The organism is bacterium (genome assembly GCA_041648665.1).
GTDB lineage: Bacteria > UBA10199 > UBA10199 > 2-02-FULL-44-16 > JAAZCA01 > JAFGMW01.
On record JBAZOP010000001.1, the window covers coordinates 1 to 16547 of the forward strand.

Consider the following 16547-nt stretch of genomic DNA (forward strand, 5'->3'; position numbering starts at 1 on the left):
TAAGATCACGCTCAACAAAAATCTGATCAAGATCGGCAAGCGCGAGACCAACGACCTGGCGCTAAAGGACAAGGCGGTCTCCAGAAACCATCTCGAGATCGAGTACATGTCGGACAGTTTCCTGCTGCGCGACCTCGGCTCCACCAACGGCTCGTTTCTCAACGGATCCAAGGTCAAGGAGGCCTACCTCTCGCCCGGAGATCTAATCAAGATAGGCAACACGAACCTGGAGTTCGTCGCATTCGACGAGAAGGTGTCGATCGAGCCCTCGGACAAGGAAGAGTACGGCCAGATGGTCGGCAAGAGCCGCAAGATGCGCCAGATATTCTCGATCCTGGAAAAGATATCCCCCACGCACGCCACGGTCATCATCGAGGGAGAGACCGGCACGGGCAAGGACCTGGTCGCGCGGGCGATACACGAGAACAGCCAGCGCAAGGAGCAGCCGTTCATGGTCTTCGACTGCTCCTCGGTCGCGCCGAACCTCATCGAGTCCGAGCTCTTCGGCCACGAGAAGGGATCATTCACCGGAGCTGTCCGGGCGCGCGCCGGCGCCTTCGAGGTGGCCAAGGGGGGCACGGTCTTTCTCGACGAGATAGGCGAGCTCACCTCCGAGCTGCAGCCCAAGCTCCTCCGCGCGCTGGAGCAGCGCGAGATCAGGCGCGTCGGCTCCAGCACCCCGGTCAAGATAGACGTGCGCGTGCTCTGCGCCACTAACAAGAACCTGCGCCACGAGGTCAACGAGGGCCGCTTCCGCGAGGACCTCTACTACCGCCTCTCGGTGGTCAAGGTCGCCCTTCCTCCGCTGCGCGACCGTGCCGAGGACATCCCCCCGATAGTCGAGCGCCTCCTCATGATCGGAAAGTTCAACAAACAGCCCAACGGCGCGTTCAAGGTCAGCAAGGTCGAGGACGACGCGCTCAAGATGCTCATGCGCTACGGCTGGCCGGGCAACGTGCGCGAGCTCTCCAACGTGATCGAGCGCGCGGTCAGCTTCGTCGAGGGGGACACGATCACCAAGGCGCACCTGGACTTCATCTTCGCCGAGATGGGCCACGGCGGCGAAGAGCGCACCGAGCGCATGGACATCGACACCGACATCCCCTTCAAGGACGCGAAGCAGCAGATCGTGGAGAAGTTCGAGAAGGAATACCTGCTCGAACTCATCCGCTCGCACAACGGCAACCTGTCCAAGGCCGCCCGCGAGGCCAAGATCGACCGCAAGCACCTGCGCAACCTGCTCAAGAAATACGGCATCGACGCGAAAGACGAGGACTGATCAGCGGCGGGGCGGGGCGATCTTTGGGCGACGGGCGTCCGCCTCCATCGAGCGTTTGATGGCGATCACGAGCGAACGGGCGCGGTTGGACCACATGTTCGCGCCCGACATATCCAGCAATATGGCCTGTCTGAAGTCCTCGGCCGCCTTGCGGTAGTTCTTGTGCCGAAGGTACAACTCCCCGCGGTTCACGTACGACGCGATGTCCTTCGAATTGATCTTCACCGCCTGGGTGTATTCCAGGATCGCCTCGATGGGTTTGCGATTTTTCTGATGGACCGCGCCCATCATGGCGTGGAAGTATGCGTTGCGGTGGTCCAGGAGCGTGAGGGCCTTGAATATCTTCTCCGCCTCGTCGAGCCTGCCGTGTTTGAACTTGGTGTAGCCGGCCTCGGAGAGTTTGAAGAGGTCGTTGCGCGATATTCCCTTGAGCTCCGCGAGCGAAACCTTGTCGTTGAGGAACGCGTACAGGACTTCCGTGAGATGCTTCTTGCGGTCGGGTGTGGGGTCGAGGATCTGAGTCCGCTTCCCGCCCTCTGTCTTGACCTCTTCCGCCATTCAACCCCCGCAGACCGCCCTTAGCCCTGGGCCGAGTACTTCCTGATGATCTCCATCTTGGTTTTGTCGATAGCGCTCAAAGTGCTGTGCACGAACTCGAGCGTGCTGGAGACGTCCTGCATCACCTTCTGGATGTCCTGTGTGAGCAGGTTGAGATCAAAGCCACCCTCGCGCGTCTTGGCGTTCGCCGTCGTAAGGAGGCTGAAGTCCGAGCCGCCGCTGTCGCTAAGTTCCTGCGCCACGTTGTTCATAGACTCGTTGATATGGTAGGCCTTTTTGCCGAGCCAGGTCATGAGGCAGCCGTTCTTGGTCTGGTTGACCTTGGCCAGCGCCAGCAGCACGAACTCCGGGCCTATGGCGCCCGACTTCGCCAGGGCGATTATGCGCTGAACCTCGGCCTGTATCTCGCTCATGCGCGAGCGATAGTCCGCCATCATCTGCTGGTCGAAGATCGTGCCCCACGTGTCCTCCAGGAACACATCCCAATCATCGAGCGTGCCCTGGGCCATGCTGGCGACGTCTTCAGCCTCGGTCGTGCCGTCGACCAGATCGCTCGTGAAACCCTCCGTGTCCAGCGTCGATGCCTTGAATTTGTTCTTGGAGAGGAAGTCGGACATCGACTGGCTGAAGGCCTGTCCCTCCTCCGCGTTTATGCTCACACCCTTGTGATGCATGGGAAACTGCTCCATCGAAGGCTCGTGGTAGGAAGCCTCCTGTGATTTGATCTCCGCTTCCTGCACGATCTGGCCCTTGAAGTTCTTCCATTGGCTGGCGAAGAAATCGGAGAAATCTCCGATCTTGAAGACCTTGGATTTGGCGAAGACCTCGTAGATGTTGCCGTGGCGGAGCTCCTCGATCATCTGATCGCGCTCGAGCCCGGTGCGCATATCCGCGTCGCGCAGCAGAAAGTCCTTGTCGGAAACACCGGGGGTTTTGCTTATGGGCATAGTCTACCTCACTTGCCTTTCCTCTGTGGAGCACCCCCCGTTTTTTCCTGACCCCTCTTTTTCTGGATCTGGTCGAGCAACATCCTTGCGCGGTTGGCGAAGCGGTTCTCTCCCGCAGGGTCGAGGACGATCGATTTCTTGAAGTCGGCCTCGGCATCGTCGATGAGCCCGTGCTGCATGAATATCTCGCCGCGGTTGGTGAGGCTCACGATGTCGTTCGCATCGACCTCTATGGCCTGCGAGTACTCGGCGATCGCCTCGCCGTACCGCTTCTCCCTCTGAAGTATGGAGCCCATGACCGAATGGTAGTAGGGATTGTTCCAGTCGAGGACGGTCAGCACCTTGAAGACCCGTTCTGCGTCCTGGTAGCGTCCCTGCTTGAATTGCGCGAAGCCGTATTCGGCCATCTGGAAGAGCATCTCGGGCGTGAAGTTCATGACCTCGGCCCAGGAGATCCTGCCGTCTATGAAGCTTTTGACCTTCTCCGCGCCCCGCTCTATCTCCTCCTTCGGGATGTCCTTGGTCTTCTCTTCAAGGGCCGCGAAGAAGCGCTCCATCTCGGCGGTCGCCTCCTCCTTGGTGTACTTCACGCCGTCGTCGGAAGGATTCTCCGCCTTTTCGGTGATCTCTTTTTCTCTCTTTTTGACCATAACATCTAAAAATTACCATCGGACGGCCCCTTGGGCAAGGCTTTTCCCGGGTCCCCCGTTCGATCTCCCCTTTTTCACCCCTTACCCGATCCTCGATATGCTCCTGAGGATGCGGCCCTCGGTGTCAAGCGCCGCCTTGGTCGTGTTCTGCAGCGTCTCCACGACCTGCGAGAACTCCTCCATCATCTGGCTGATCAGTTTCTGGGACGTCGCGATCTCGTCTGTCTCGGCCTTGACTATGGTCATGGTCTTCATGAGCTCGTTGGATGCGTTCGGGTCGCTCGAATCGGTCGACAGGTTGAGCAGCTTGTTCGTCCACTGTCTGGATTGCTCCTGCAGCTTGATCAGCTGTTTGCCCATCTCGATCTGCTGTTTGGCCTTGTCCTTGGAGACTATGTAGGTGATGAACTTCATGAACTGGTATATGGCGCCCATGTCCCCGGACTCGGCCATCTTGGAATAGTAGAAAAAGAGCTGCATCAGCTGCTTTCCGCGGGTGGTGTTCTTGTTGATCGAGTCCCATGCCGACATGATGCTGCTCTCCGTGGCCATGGTCTGCGCGTAGGCCGCGCTGTCGAACTTGAACGATGAGTCGCTCAAGGTCTGCGCCTTGCCGCTGTAGACGGTCTTTTGTCCGCCCTCCTGGTCGGTGAGGACCTGAGCATTTGCCTCGCCCATGAGCGGGTTCTTCTCCCCAGTCCCCGCCATATTCTTATAGCTGCCAAGCTCGAAAGAGGCGTTCTTGGCCTCAGCCTGCTTCACCAGGGCCGCGAGCTCGTTCTGTTTTGCCTTTATCAATTCCTTTGCAGCGTCCTGCTGCTGGAGCTCCGCTATCTTCTCGACAAGGGCATCCATCTGCCCCTTGAGCACAGTCTCGGAGGAGGCCGACTCGCCTGACTGGGAGACCTGCGCGTTCAGCGCATCCTTTGTGATGGATCCCAGATCCGAGGCGCTCAGCTGCTTTATGAGGTCTCCTTTGCCGTCGATCACCTGGACGTCTTTGCCGGCCTTGAGCTCAGCCTCGATCTTCTTCCACTCCTGCTGATCGATTCCGTTGTTGCCGACGTTTATTATCTTTACCATCTTGTCCTCCGGTCTATCTCCCTTTGGTCCGACAGGCTTATGCTCTGCCGTCGGTAATTATATATGCAATCAAGGTGCCAAGACCCCTCCATAAAATACGGCCCCTCCTGAATCATTTATCATTATAAAACAATGGGTTATAAAATGGAAGGGACACATATTCACCCCTGGCCTGATTTTCACCCCTTTAAACCGGGGGCTTCATTCCCCAGCCTGGGAACTCCATTATCATCGCATCAGGGGAGGTCACTCCACGCTCTTAACATGAGGGATCTCCGACGGCGCCCCCTCTTCCGCAGGCTCCAGGGTGGGCGCCCCCTCGGGCACCTTCCCCTGCATGAGCTCTATGGATTCCTTGATGAGCTGATTGGACCTCTGGGAATACCTCTCGATCTGGTCCGTGACCATGGTGAGCGAGACGAAGAGCATGAGGAGACCCAGCGTGCCCTTCAGCGTGAAGCCCATCATCCAGACGTCGATCTGCGGGGCGATTCGGTTTGCGATCCCGAGCACGATGTCCGCCAGGAATATGGCTATGATCACCGGCATGGAGAGCTTCATGGAGATGAGTATCACCTCTCCGGTGAGCGTCATAATCATGTCCATCAGCGGGAACATCCCGGGTCCCACCGAGGGGAACTCGAGAACGGGCAGGACCCTGAAGCTCTGGAAGAACGCGTCCAAAAACGCGAGGTGGCCGCCGATCGCCAGAAATATGACGAGCGCCAGCTGATACAGGAAGATGCCCGTGATCGAAACCTGCTCGCCCAGCTGCGGCAAAATCGCGCGGGCGATCGAGAGCCCGCGCTGGTTGTCGATCATAGTGCCGACAGCGCTCATCGCGTGAAAGAAGATGGAGGATATGAAACCGATCGCGGCGCCGTAGAACGCCTCCTTGAGGTACAGCACCACCAGGAGCATGCGGTCCTCGGAGAGAGGGGGCGGGGTATCGGGCACGGTGTTGATGTAGATGAAGAGCGCCAGCAGCACCGAGGCGCTCATGAGGACGTAGCGGGGCACCGGTTTACCGAAGAGAAAAGGACAGACGGCTCCCATCGCGACAACCCTGACCCATATGAGGGAATAGAATACGAGCTGAAAGGATACGTCTATGTTTACGCCGAGCTTTTGTAATGTTTCTTGCATAGAAACCGGGATTCAGGTCACGAGACATACATCGGGAACGATTCGTATATCGACGCCGCGAATGCGATCAGCTGCGCGAGCATCCACGGCCCCGCGATGGCCAGCACCGTGACCACCGACACGAGCTTGGGCACGAACGTGAGGGTCTGCTCCTGGATCTGGGTGGTCGCCTGCAGGATGCTCACGGTGAGGCCGACCATGAGCGCAGTCATCACCGGCGGCCCGGTCAATATGAGGGCCAGGAACATCGTCTGCTTCGCGACCGCCACGAAATACTCAGGCATTGATCACTTCCTTCTTATACGTATCCGAGTATCAACCCCTTCGCTATCATGTGCCAGCCGTCCACCAGCACGAAGAGCAGGAGCTTGAACGGGAGGGATATTGTGATCGGCGAGATCTGGAACATGCCGAGCGAGAGCAGTATGTTGGCTATGACGAGGTCGATGACCAGAAACGGCAGAAAGATTATGAAGCCGATCTGGAAGGCCTCCTTCAGCTCGCTCACGACGAACGCGGGTATGATGTTCACGAAGTCCGCGTCCGTGATGCCCTGGCGATCCTCCTCCTTGACCCTGAGCTTGAGCGCGAGGTTGTAGAACAGCGCGCGCTCCTTGGAGTGAACGTTTTTGATGAGGAAGGCGCGCACCGGCTCCTTGCCCTCGTCCACCGCCTGGGCGAGGAGCTTGAGCGAGGCCTGAGAGAGCATCGGCTGATTGGTCCCCTGGTTTATGGTCTTGCCGGCCGCCCTGTACACGTCATAGCCGACCGGGACCATTATGTAGACCGTGAGGATCATCGCGAGTCCGGCGACGATCATGTTGGGCGGGACCTGTTGCGTGCCCAGCGCGTTGCGCACCAGCGCCATGACCACCGCGATCTTGACGAACGAGGTGATCATCATGACCACGAACGGCGCCATGGCCAGCGCCGCGAGCATGACCAGGAGCACCAGCGGCTTGGAGACGCCGGCCTCGCCGGCCTGCGCCCAGGCGACGGTCGAGCAGAGGAGCGCGGCCGCGGCCAGGAAGCCGGCGCACACGCCCTTTTTGCGCCTTTTGATGAATGAGAGGATCACGGATTTTCCTCCACGCCCGGGATGTCGAGCCCCTTCACATCCTCCGGGGAGAGTTCAGCAAGCAGATTTATAGCATGATCCGCAGAGCCGATCACCAGATATCTTTTCCCTATCCTCACGAGGTAGAGATGCTTGCGCTGATCTATGGACTGCCTGGCCAGTATCTTTGCGAACCCGGAGGAGGCCATCTTTCGGAAGATCGGCAGCCTCGGCGCGCCGAACTTGAGCAGAAGGATCGCGACGATGCATACGATTGCGAGCAGGAGCAGCATCTTCACGAACAGCCAGGTGAAGTCCATCGCCGTGGCCGGGTTCGCCGGCACGGTGGGGACTTCCGCCGCCAATGTCATCAGGACAGTGAGCATATGTCATTTCACCAATTTCAGAATCCTCACCCCAAGCGTCCCGTCGATGTCCACGAGTTCGCCGCGCGCGATGAGTCTGCCGGCCGCCACCACGTCCACCGTCTCCCCCGGCGGCCTGCCGAGCTCCACGACGTTGCCCTGTCTGAGCTTGAGCAGATCGCCCACGCTCGTGGTGATCTTACCTATGACCGCCACGAGGTTCACCGGCACGTCGGGGGCAAGCCCGCTGAGCGCGTCCGGAGATTCCTCCTCTGCGAGAGGCCCTTCAGCAGACGCGGGTTTATCCGCCTCCATCTGTTCGAATCCGGAGAATGCGATCTCCTCCTCTTCAGCGGGCGCTGGTTTTTCCTCCTGCAGGGGCGGGACGGTCTCTTCGGGCCCGAGCTCATCTTCCCACTCCTCGAACGCCTCGAGGTCGTTGATCTGAGTCTCCTCTCCCCGCTTATCCTTTGACTTTGCCATGTCAGTCTCCCCTGTGAATTCCTCTGATGCAGGCGTGCGCCCTCTTCTTGTCGAGAGTCACGTCCGCGTCGAGCCCTGCGCCCAGGCCCTGGCCGATCCGGAGCACCACGCGGCCCAGAGAGCCTCCCGACAGCGCCAGGTCCCCTCCCTCCAGCATGACCACGTCCCCCTCTTCGAGCTGGCCCAAATCAGCGGGTCTCACGCTCGTGCGGCCAGCCTCGGCCCACACGGTCGCGCGGACGTAGGAGTATCTCTCCAGGGCCCCCATGAGCCGCTCGCGCTCCACGACCCTCGTCTCGCCCGGCGCCTCGACCTCCAGCATCGCCTTGAGGACGAACGGATCCGGGAAGATCAGGCGCACGAAACCCGCGTGTCTGCCGATGTCGGCGCGGTACGCGAAGAGCGCGCACGGCGTGTCGTCCTTCGCGACACCGGTCACCTCGTCGGGCGAGAGCGCGAACCGCTCGAAGCGGAAGTGCACGCGCTCGTCGCCTTTGCAGCTTCCGTGAATCTTGAGGAATAATTTGGCGATGAGATACTGCACCACGCCCTGCTCGGTCTCGGATAGAGGCCTCGGCTCGGGCAAGGATTTGGCCTGCCCGCCCAGCAGACGCTCCACGGCGAGCATGGCCAGCACCGGGTCTATCTCGCAGACTATCTTGGCGGAATAAGGCGCCAGCCCCACGATCGCGACGATCGGATGATGCGGGAGCCTGTCGATGAACTCCGAGAAGGGTCCCTGTGTCACCGCCTCCAACCGAAGCGAGATCGCCTCCCCTATCTCGTCCGCAATGCCCTGGCGAAGCCCCTCCATGAACCCTTCGCGCATGCCTGTGTCAGGGAGATATGAATAGACCGCCTCGAGCATCCTCTGCTCTTTGCGCGAAACCTTCTTCAGCTTGAGTTTATACGGCTTAGAGGTCATTATTCACGTTATAACATTGAGTTACGACTAAGACCAGTACGAAGTGGCTTCCTACTGGTCATTCAAGCAACCGTTATCTCCGAGACCTCGATGCCCTTCTTGGCAAGGGCCTCGCGGATCTGATCCGAGTTCTTCTCCAGGGCCGCCCTGCCCTTGGCGTCCGCAGTCCTGAAGTGCACGCCCACCTTGCCCTCGCTAGAGGTGATCCTGAGCTTGAGCCCCCTGAATATCCGCTCGTTCAAGTCGATCTGGATCTCCTTCTCGCCCGCGCGGTTGATGCCCATGCGCACGTGCTGGATGATCTTGTTCAGCACCTGCTGGGTGAGAATTGCCTGGGAGGGGTTCTTCGCTGCCTGGGCCTGGATGAGCCTGGCCGCGAACTTCTTCTCAAGATCGGCCGGCAGCGTCTTCACGCCCGCGTCGGAGAGCTTCTTCGAAAGACCGCGCCTGCCTGCGGAGCTGTCGAAGCCCCCCTTGCCCTGTCCGCCGCCCCCGCCGCTCTCCCCGTGTCCGCTCTTTCCCACGATCCCCCTGTCCGTGATCACGCTGCTGTCGCGCTGCTCCTGCTGCTTTGTCTCCTTCTTGTCCTTGCGCTCCTCGCGCTCCTTCAGCCTCTGCTCCGCCTCGCGCTGCTCGCGCTTCGTCGCCTCCTGCATCGCCTGCTCGGTCACCGGCTTCTGCGTGAGTTTCGCGACCGTGGCCTGCTGCTGCATCTGACCGGTCTTGAGCAGCTGGTCGAACTCGCTCCCCTGCTGTTTGGGTTTTGCCTTCTCCGCGGCCTGCTCGCGCATCCGCTCCTCGCGCGCGAGATCGCTCTTTCTGACTTCATCCACCATACGTCCTCCGTGTCACGTCTCGAAGACCGATTTTTCCCCGCGCCAGCGCTTCAGCTGATGGATCGTAGTGCTCAGCTCGTCCATCTCGCGCTCCTCCTTGCGGGTGAGCTCATCCCTCACCTTCTTCGCCCAGAGATCCTTGTGCTTCTCCATTATCTGCAGCTGCTTCGACGCGTCTATGTATTCGCGCCTGGCCTTGGCCACGGCGGTCTCGCAATCCTCGACCACCGCCTTCTGATCCTCGATCTCCTCCTCTTTCTTCTCTTCGTCCTCCTTGAGCTTCCGGAGAAAGTTCACATGCACGTTGCCCTTCTTGACCACGATGCCGGCGGAGAGATCCCTCCGCATCTCCTGCCGCGCCTCGCGCCAGCGCTCGACTATTTTCTTCTTCTCCTCCTTCAGCTCCTCCAGCTTCTCCCTGGCCTTCTTGAGCTCTATGAGGGCCCTGGCGAGCGCAACCTCGGCCCGCTTCTTCAAGCGGGCCTTTATCCTGAGGAGGGCCTCGAGCCTGTACTTGGGTTTCGGCATTACTCGAATATCTCTTTAAGCAGGGCGACCGCCTCCGCGAAGGTGATCTTGTCGTCCACCGCCTGCTTCAGGAACGTGTTCACCTCTTCGATCTTCTCGATCGCGTAGTCGACCTTGGGGTCGGAGCCCTCCTCGTACGCACCGATGAGGATGAGGTCGCGCTCCTTCTCGTAGTTGGCGACCACCTCGCGGAGCTCCCTCGACGCGGCCTTGTGGTCCTCGTCGATGATCGAATCCATGACGCGGCTTATGCTCTCCGATACGTCGATCGCAGGGTAATGGTTTCGGGCCGCGAGAGCCCTGGACAGTATGATGTGGCCGTCGAGTATGGAGCGCGTCTCGTCGGCCACGGGCTCGTTCATGTCGTCGCCCGCGACGAGTATCGTGTAGAACGCGGTGATGGAGCCCTTGTCCGAGTTGCCCGAGCGCTCGAGGAGGCGGGGCAAGGTGGAGAAGACCGAGGGCGTGTACCCCTGCCTGGCGGGCGGCTCGCCGACCGCGAGCCCCACCTCGCGCAGGGCGCGGGCGAAGCGCGTGATCGAGTCCATCATGAGGATCACCTTCTTGCCCTGGTCGCGGAAGTACTCGGCGATCGCAGTGGCGACGTACGCGGCCTTGAGCCTCACCAGCGACGGCTGGTCGGACGTGGAGACCACGAGCACCGAGCGCTTGAGCCCCTCGGGCCCCAGATCCTGTTCCAGGAAGTCGCGCACCTCGCGGCCTCGCTCTCCCACGAGGCAGATCACGTTTATCTCCGCCTCCGTGTTGCGCGCGATCATGCCGATGAGCGTGGATTTGCCGACGCCCGCTGCGGCGAAGATGCCGATGCGCTGACCCTCGCCCACGGTGAGCATCGCGTCGATCGACTTGATGCCGACCGAGAGCGGTCTGGTCACCCTCTCCCTGCTCAGCGCCTCGGGGGGGTTCGCGGTGACCGGATACTCGGTCGTGAACTGCAGCGGCCCCTTCGTATCCGCGTCGAGCGGATCGCCCAGGCCGTCGAGTATCCTTCCGAGGAGCCCTTCGCCCACCCTCACCGTGAGCGTGTGCCCGGTGGGGATGACGTCGTTGCCGAGGCCGATCCCCTCGAGCTCGCCCAGCGGCATGAGGAGCACTTCCTGGTCGCGGAAGCCCACGACCTCGGCCTTGATCGGCGGCCTGTTGTGATGCGGGACTATGAAGCAGAGCTCCCCGATGCGGACGCCCGGCACGACCGCGCGCACCACGATGCCCGTTAGCTCGGTCACCTTGCCCTTGATGCTGTAGGTGGAGACCGACGACAGCAGGTGGCGGTACTTTGCGAAGTCCACCACCGGGAGCTCATCCGTTCGCGACGCCTGCTTGATCTCTTTGTCTTTGTCCATTTGTGATCACGCCATCAAGGCCTTCTTTATGGCCGCCATCTGCGTCTCCAGCTGTCCGTCTATGGTGCCCACTTCCGTCTCGACTATGCAGCCGCCCTTTGAGATCGCCTCGTCCTCGCGGAATGAAAGCCTCTTCGTGCGATCGAGGACCTCGCGGAAGTCGTGGTCCGATTCCATCAGCGACTTGTAGTCCTCCGGGTTCACGCGCACCGTTATCCGATCTCCCAGGCTGCGCTCGAGCGCCTGGCGCACGACGCTCCTTATCATCTCCGGATTCTCGCGCACCATCCTGCCCACGATCTTCTCCGCGATATCGAGCACGAGGTTCACGACGTCGGATTCGGCGTTGGTGTAGAATTCCTCCCTCAGCCGCTCGACCGCCATGAGCTTCTCGGTGACCTGGGCCAGGCCCTTGGTCTCCCCCTCGGCGTATCCGCGTTTCACCTCCTGCGCCGCCTTGGCCCTGGCCTCTGCGAGCACGACCTCGGCTTCCTTCCTCACCCTGCCGGCCTCGCCATCGGCCTTCTCGAGGATCTTCGCAGCCTCCTCGCCCGCGTCCATGACGCGCCTGTGAACGATGCCTCCGCTGTCAGGCAACATCTCGGCGCCGGGCCGCGTCCTGGCCTGCTCGCCCACCTTTGCCTTCACATCGCCCTTCTTCAGTATCTTTCCCGCCATCGATGACCTCGTTGTTCAAATCTTCATTGATATCGTCTCTTCGTCCCATTTTTCCGAGAGCCTGCCCTCTTCGTCAGGCCTATAGTCGGGGTGGAACTTGCGCCATTCCGGGTTGATCCGGCCGTCCTCCGCGAGCTGCGCCACCAGGCCTTCCACGATCCCGCGCCTCTGCGCCGCGACTGCCGGGTTTTGATTCTTGCGGCGTTCGTCGATGAAGCGCTTGAGCAGATACGCCTCGAGCGGCGCGAGCTTCTGCCGCAGGAGCTTTGCTGAATTATCGTGCTCTGCGCCGAAGCAGGAGGCCAGCGCAGCCAGCCCCACGGAGGAGAGCATCTTCTCCGAGCCCTCGTGGCGCCCCTCGATCTCGAGCAGGTTGTAGCGCGCCTGTCTGTGCAGCTCCGACGATACGCCTTCGAGGTGCTTCATCCTCTTCTGCAGGCGCTTCGCGTCCTTGAGGTCGAGCCTGTTGAAGACCATGTGCAACGCGCGGTTCTCCATGCCGGCAAGCGCGATCGACATCTCATAGAGCCCCAGCTCCCGGATGAGCTCGGAGAGCTCCTCGGACTTGAGGTAATACAGGTGCTCGAAACCCGGGTGCGTGACCGAGCGCGTGACCCTCATCGGCAGGAACCCGGCCTCGAAGCGGCGCCTGATCAGCTCCAGGACCTCCGGCTTCACCGCGAACGACTCCATGATGTTGGGCACGCACTCGCGCAGCATGGGCGGCAGGTTCTTGAGAAGATACCTCACGTGGCCGGACGGGAGCGCTCGCAGGATGAGGCCGACGACCCGGGGCGTCTCGCCCTTCAAATGCTCGAGGATCCACGCGGGGTGCACCTCGGCCAGGGAGCTGAAGTGCTCCGACGCGGCCATCTGGGCGATCAGGCTGTCCATGGCGACATCGCCCGATGGGTCGGAGACATAGAGGTCGACCACTGATTTCGCGGACTGAGCCTCCCCCGAACCGAGATATTCGAGCAAGACCGCGGCCTCGTCGCCCACCCCCCTGACCGCCAGGGCCGCGAACATCCTCTGCCTTATGTTTGAACCAGTGGCCATAATAACCATGACAATAAAAAAGAGGGGATGCCTGGCATCCCCCTGTATCTCCCCTGATGGGACGCGCTGCCTCACCATTATAGCGCGCCCGTTTTTTTATACAACCTTACTGGACCTGCGTGTTGAGAACCGATTTCAGCGCTGAGACGCCCTGTTCGGCGACCTTTACCGTGAGTTCGGTCATCTGGGCGAAGTGGAACACATGAGCCTGGATGACGAGGAGCTCCTGGTTGGAGAACTTCTTGCCGCTGTAGAGGATGTGGTTCACAAGGCCGTCCATCTGCATCTGGCCCTTGTTGACCTCGCCCAGCATGTCCAGAACCTTCTCCGAGGCCTCGGGACTGGAGGTCTGGGAGACGTCGATCTCCGGCGTATAGGAGACCTCGCCGGCCTCCATGGTCTGCATCTGGCTGGTGGGCGTAACGTCGTTGTTCATCATGCCCATGGAGTCCGCGAATTCCGTGCCGCTGTTCATCTGCTCGGCCAGCACGTCCTTGAACGGGCTGCCCTGTTCAGAGATCTTCGACATACCCTCGGAATTGGTCACCGCCTTGCCGAGGGCGCTGGAATTCAGCTGAGAGACTACCGCTTCAATAGCCATTGTCTACTCCTCCTCACCATCGTTATCGTCAGGTTTCGACGTCGCGCGATTTCTTATCCTCTTGAAGAGCAGCGAGAGCGCGCGAGCGTGCAGACGCGAGGTCCACGACTTTGAAAGCCCCAGCTTCGTGCCGACCTCTTCGAGCGTCCTATTCTGAAAATAATACATCATGATCAGAAGCTTCTCCTTCTCGGGGAGCGTGCTGATTGCATCCCGCATATGCCGCCTGACCTGCATGAACTCGGTTCGCTGCTCGACGTTGCCAGACTCCGTATCCTCGACGTCCATATCCTCTGTAGCATCCAGAGATATGATGTATATCGAAGCAAGGCTGTTGACCGTTTCGGCGACCGAGTTGTCCTCGACCTTCTCGTGGGCGTTGCGCTGATTTGCGTTCTCTGCGGCGTTTCCCAGCGAGCGGTTCTGAAGGTATTCGTTGGCCGCCTCTTCGAACTTGATCCTCGCGTAAAGCGTTCTGGGAAGCCAGCCGCTGCGGCGGAGTCCGTCGTAAATCGCACCCTTGATGCGGTAATAAGCAAAGGTTCGGAAATCGACTTCCTGGTTGGTGTCAAAGCGCTTTGCAGCCTCCAGAAGTCCCAGCCTCGCGTTGCAGAGCACTTCATCATAATCGACCGCTGCCGAGAGGCTCTGGCAAACCCTGCTGGCGATCGACGCGGCGTAGGGCATGTACTGGCTGATGAGGCCATCTCTGGTCTTGACTGCGCTGGCCTCTTTCTTTGTGAGTATCGTGCCATCTATCGCCCTTACCTTTGCCCCAGCGGCCGCTTTGACGGCCTCTGCCTTTGCCTTTGCACGCGCCTGGGCGGCTATCTCGCCCTTTGTCGGCTTTATCGCCTTTTTTACCGCTACCTTTGACATCTTGCCTCCCCCTGTGGTCGCATATGCGCGTAAGGCGACCCGTTCGCACAGATAAGATGCAGAATCCGTGCCACGTTTTCTGAAGATGGCCGTACGGCTAACCAGTTGATTTATCGTATCTTAAGGTCAGACGGAGCAAATGGACATGGTGATAAAGGTCGCAGAATCGAGTCAAATCGGGGTCTTGAAACCCCAATAAAAAAGGCGCCCGAGAAGAGCGCCTATGGTTATCATCATATTGATTGATTCTTAAGCAGGGGCCTTGCCGGTGAACTCCATGACCTCTTTGAGCAGGGCCTCAGCTGCGCTATAGGCGTTCTTGCCATACACCGAGATCACCTCATCCTTGCAACCCTCCAGCGCCCTCATGAATGATGCCCTTTGGGCAGGGGTCATGTCGCGGTACATATCGCCCCTGGCCGCAAAGAGCGGATTGCCGGAGAGCCTCACCTGGGGGGCATGGGGCTTGGAATCCTTTTCAAATGCAACTGCAGGTTTACCGACGGATGCCGACTCCACAGGGGTAAGTCCCTTGAGCTCCGCGGTCCTGTTTACGACCTTTGTATCGACAACCCTTACCATCCGTCCCTCCGAATTAAAGGCCCTGGGCCATGCTTGTCATCGAGTTACCCCTCGCCCCCAGCACCTGCATCACCTGCTGATCCCTTGCAGACATATCGAAGGAGGCCGGCTGCGCCGCCATGCCCTCGATCTCCAGCCCTGGAAACGCGGCCTGCTGCGGCCTCTCGCGCTGCATCTTCTCTGCAGCGTTCGCGTACGCCTTCTGCTGTACCTGGTCGCCGATCGAGCCCACGCCGTACATGCCGGCTGCCGCCAGCGCGGCGGGCGGGAATATGAACGACAGCGGCATAGCTACGCCGCCCAGGATCTTGCCCACCCCTGAGAGAAAGCGGCCGAACGCACCGGGCTTCTTCTGCTCGCGCACATTGGGATCGACACCCTGGACCATGCGCATCTCGTATCTCACCATATCCGGCTGTATCGTATTCAAAGACATAATTACCTCGTCGTTCTGATAAAACCCCTCTCACCTATATTATCGGGCAGAGACAACCCCGAAGTTGCTTCCCGGACCAAAAATATCTCACCAAATTATCTTATAATATCAACTGGTTATCATGAACTCACGGATTTTATAATTCATCCTCGGGCGGTCCCTCTTCGAGCCTCGGCGGCCCCTCCTCCATGACCTCCCCGTCTATCGCAGGGTGGTCCCCAGCAGGGCCCTTGAGCGCCGCCAGCGTGCGGCGCATGCGCGCCCCCTGCACGATCACAACGATGAGCGCCATGGAGAGCAAGACGAGCACGAAAAAAAAGACGAGGACATAGGCCTTGAGCTTGTCCTTTGATTCCGCGTCGAGCTTGAGTCCGATCAGCTCGTGTTCGACCGCCGGTGCCAACACCGGCGACATCGCAGCCCCCGGCGTTTCGCCGGGCATGGTCATGACGTCGCCCGACTTCGCCTTGCCCGAGGAAGACAGGTAATTGATCATGACCGTGACGTCGCGCGGGTTGAGGCCCTCGACCGCGTTGGCGATAAACTGCTGCATCTTCGCCTCAGTGATCGGCGTGAGGCCGGACTCGTCCGGCTTCACGCGGATCACGGCGGATGCGGTCGGCCTCTGCTGATGCTCCTGATCGGCGCTCGCGAACTCGTCCTTGGTCGGCACGTTGAGCACCACGTCAACATCCACGACCTGCGGGATGCGCCTGAGCGAGTTTATGATCTCGCCCTTGAGCGCCAGCAGATACCGCGCCTTCTGCTCGTCGGGCGTGGGGATGAGCCCCTTCTCCTTATAGACCCCGGTCAACCCCAACTCCTTGCGACGCGGCAGGTTGTGCTGCAGGAGGAGAGAGCGCGCGCGGACCATGTCGCTCTCAGACACCTCGATCGAGTAGGAGATCTCGTTCTGGACGGTCGTCTTCTTCTTGACCGCTTTTATGTTGTTCTCTGAGAGCAACACCAGCATCTCGTTCGCGTCCTCCTCCGAGAGGTTCTGGTAGAGCTCGATCCTGCTGCAGGCTGCGAGCAGGAACACGCAGATCGCAATTGCAAAACACGCGCGCATAAGATGATCGGTCTTCATT

At 60.1% G+C, this 16547-nt stretch carries 21 protein-coding genes; 1 reads left to right on the forward strand and 20 read right to left on the reverse strand.

Annotated elements, in window-relative coordinates:
* Positions 1–1279 (forward strand): sigma 54-interacting transcriptional regulator (locus tag WC683_00005; protein MFA4970961.1); only part of this gene is annotated, 1279 nt, incomplete at its 5' end.
* Here the strand turns inward: WC683_00005 and WC683_00010 are convergent.
* The 20 genes from WC683_00010 to WC683_00105 form a co-directional block, all read right to left on the reverse strand.
* Positions 1280–1837, reverse strand: coding sequence for a tetratricopeptide repeat protein (locus WC683_00010; protein ID MFA4970962.1), 558 nt, complete (start codon positions 1835–1837; stop codon positions 1280–1282).
* A gap of 20 nt (positions 1838–1857) precedes the next feature.
* Positions 1858–2784, reverse strand: a complete 927-nt coding sequence (locus WC683_00015) for a hypothetical protein (GenBank protein ID MFA4970963.1) — start codon at positions 2782–2784, stop codon at positions 1858–1860.
* Between the two features lie 8 nt (positions 2785–2792).
* Positions 2793–3434, reverse strand: a complete 642-nt coding sequence (locus WC683_00020; GenBank protein ID MFA4970964.1) for a tetratricopeptide repeat protein — start codon at positions 3432–3434, stop codon at positions 2793–2795.
* 81 nt (positions 3435–3515) lie between these two features.
* Positions 3516–4517, reverse strand: coding sequence for a hypothetical protein (locus WC683_00025; protein MFA4970965.1), 1002 nt, complete (start codon positions 4515–4517; stop codon positions 3516–3518).
* 246 nt (positions 4518–4763) lie between these two features.
* Complete coding sequence (locus tag WC683_00030) at positions 4764–5663, reverse strand: flagellar biosynthetic protein FliR (protein MFA4970966.1); 900 nt, start codon at positions 5661–5663, stop codon at positions 4764–4766.
* Between the two features lie 17 nt (positions 5664–5680).
* Positions 5681–5947, reverse strand: coding sequence for a flagellar biosynthesis protein FliQ (gene fliQ, locus WC683_00035; protein MFA4970967.1), 267 nt, complete (start codon positions 5945–5947; stop codon positions 5681–5683).
* 14 nt (positions 5948–5961) lie between these two features.
* Positions 5962–6741, reverse strand: a complete 780-nt coding sequence (gene sctR / locus WC683_00040; protein MFA4970968.1) for a type III secretion system export apparatus subunit SctR — start codon at positions 6739–6741, stop codon at positions 5962–5964.
* Entirely contained in the window at positions 6738–7091 is a 354-nt protein-coding gene (fliO, locus tag WC683_00045; GenBank protein MFA4970969.1) for a flagellar biosynthetic protein FliO, read from the reverse strand. The genes sctR and fliO overlap by 4 nt, the downstream gene beginning before the upstream one ends.
* An 18-nt stretch (positions 7092–7109) precedes the next feature.
* Complete coding sequence (locus WC683_00050) at positions 7110–7568, reverse strand: FliM/FliN family flagellar motor switch protein (protein MFA4970970.1); 459 nt, start codon at positions 7566–7568, stop codon at positions 7110–7112.
* 1 nt (position 7569) lies between these two features.
* Positions 7570–8493, reverse strand: coding sequence for a hypothetical protein (locus WC683_00055; GenBank protein MFA4970971.1), 924 nt, complete (start codon positions 8491–8493; stop codon positions 7570–7572).
* Positions 8494–8555: 62 nt separating this feature from the next.
* Positions 8556–9326, reverse strand: a complete 771-nt coding sequence (locus WC683_00060; protein MFA4970972.1) for a flagellar hook-length control protein FliK — start codon at positions 9324–9326, stop codon at positions 8556–8558.
* Between the two features lie 15 nt (positions 9327–9341).
* Positions 9342–9857: a hypothetical protein gene (locus WC683_00065; protein ID MFA4970973.1), complete on the reverse strand. Its 516-nt coding sequence runs from the start codon at positions 9855–9857 to the stop codon at positions 9342–9344.
* Positions 9857–11221, reverse strand: a complete 1365-nt coding sequence (fliI, locus tag WC683_00070; protein ID MFA4970974.1) for a flagellar protein export ATPase FliI — start codon at positions 11219–11221, stop codon at positions 9857–9859. Before fliI ends, WC683_00065 begins: the two co-directional genes overlap by 1 nt.
* A 6-nt stretch (positions 11222–11227) precedes the next feature.
* Positions 11228–11899, reverse strand: coding sequence for a type III secretion system stator protein SctL (sctL, locus tag WC683_00075; GenBank protein MFA4970975.1), 672 nt, complete (start codon positions 11897–11899; stop codon positions 11228–11230).
* A gap of 15 nt (positions 11900–11914) precedes the next feature.
* A complete protein-coding gene (locus WC683_00080; GenBank protein ID MFA4970976.1) occupies positions 11915–12958 on the reverse strand; it encodes a hypothetical protein in 1044 nt (347 codons plus the stop codon).
* A 106-nt stretch (positions 12959–13064) separates the two neighbouring features.
* Positions 13065–13559 carry a hypothetical protein gene (locus WC683_00085; protein MFA4970977.1) on the reverse strand — a complete coding sequence of 165 codons (495 nt, stop codon included), beginning with the start codon at positions 13557–13559 and terminating at the stop codon, positions 13065–13067.
* 3 nt (positions 13560–13562) lie between these two features.
* The gene (locus tag WC683_00090; protein MFA4970978.1) at positions 13563–14438 is read right to left on the reverse strand and encodes a sigma-70 family RNA polymerase sigma factor; all 876 of its coding nucleotides are present in this window, start codon (positions 14436–14438) and stop codon (positions 13563–13565) included.
* Between the two features lie 249 nt (positions 14439–14687).
* The gene (locus WC683_00095; protein ID MFA4970979.1) at positions 14688–15020 is read right to left on the reverse strand and encodes a hypothetical protein; all 333 of its coding nucleotides are present in this window, start codon (positions 15018–15020) and stop codon (positions 14688–14690) included.
* Between the two features lie 13 nt (positions 15021–15033).
* Positions 15034–15456 carry a hypothetical protein gene (locus WC683_00100; GenBank protein ID MFA4970980.1) on the reverse strand — a complete coding sequence of 141 codons (423 nt, stop codon included), beginning with the start codon at positions 15454–15456 and terminating at the stop codon, positions 15034–15036.
* A 136-nt stretch (positions 15457–15592) separates the two neighbouring features.
* Positions 15593–16546 (reverse strand): hypothetical protein, encoded by a 954-nt coding sequence (locus WC683_00105; protein MFA4970981.1) that lies wholly within the window; start codon positions 16544–16546, stop codon positions 15593–15595.
* Between the last annotated feature and the right edge of the window lies 1 nt (position 16547).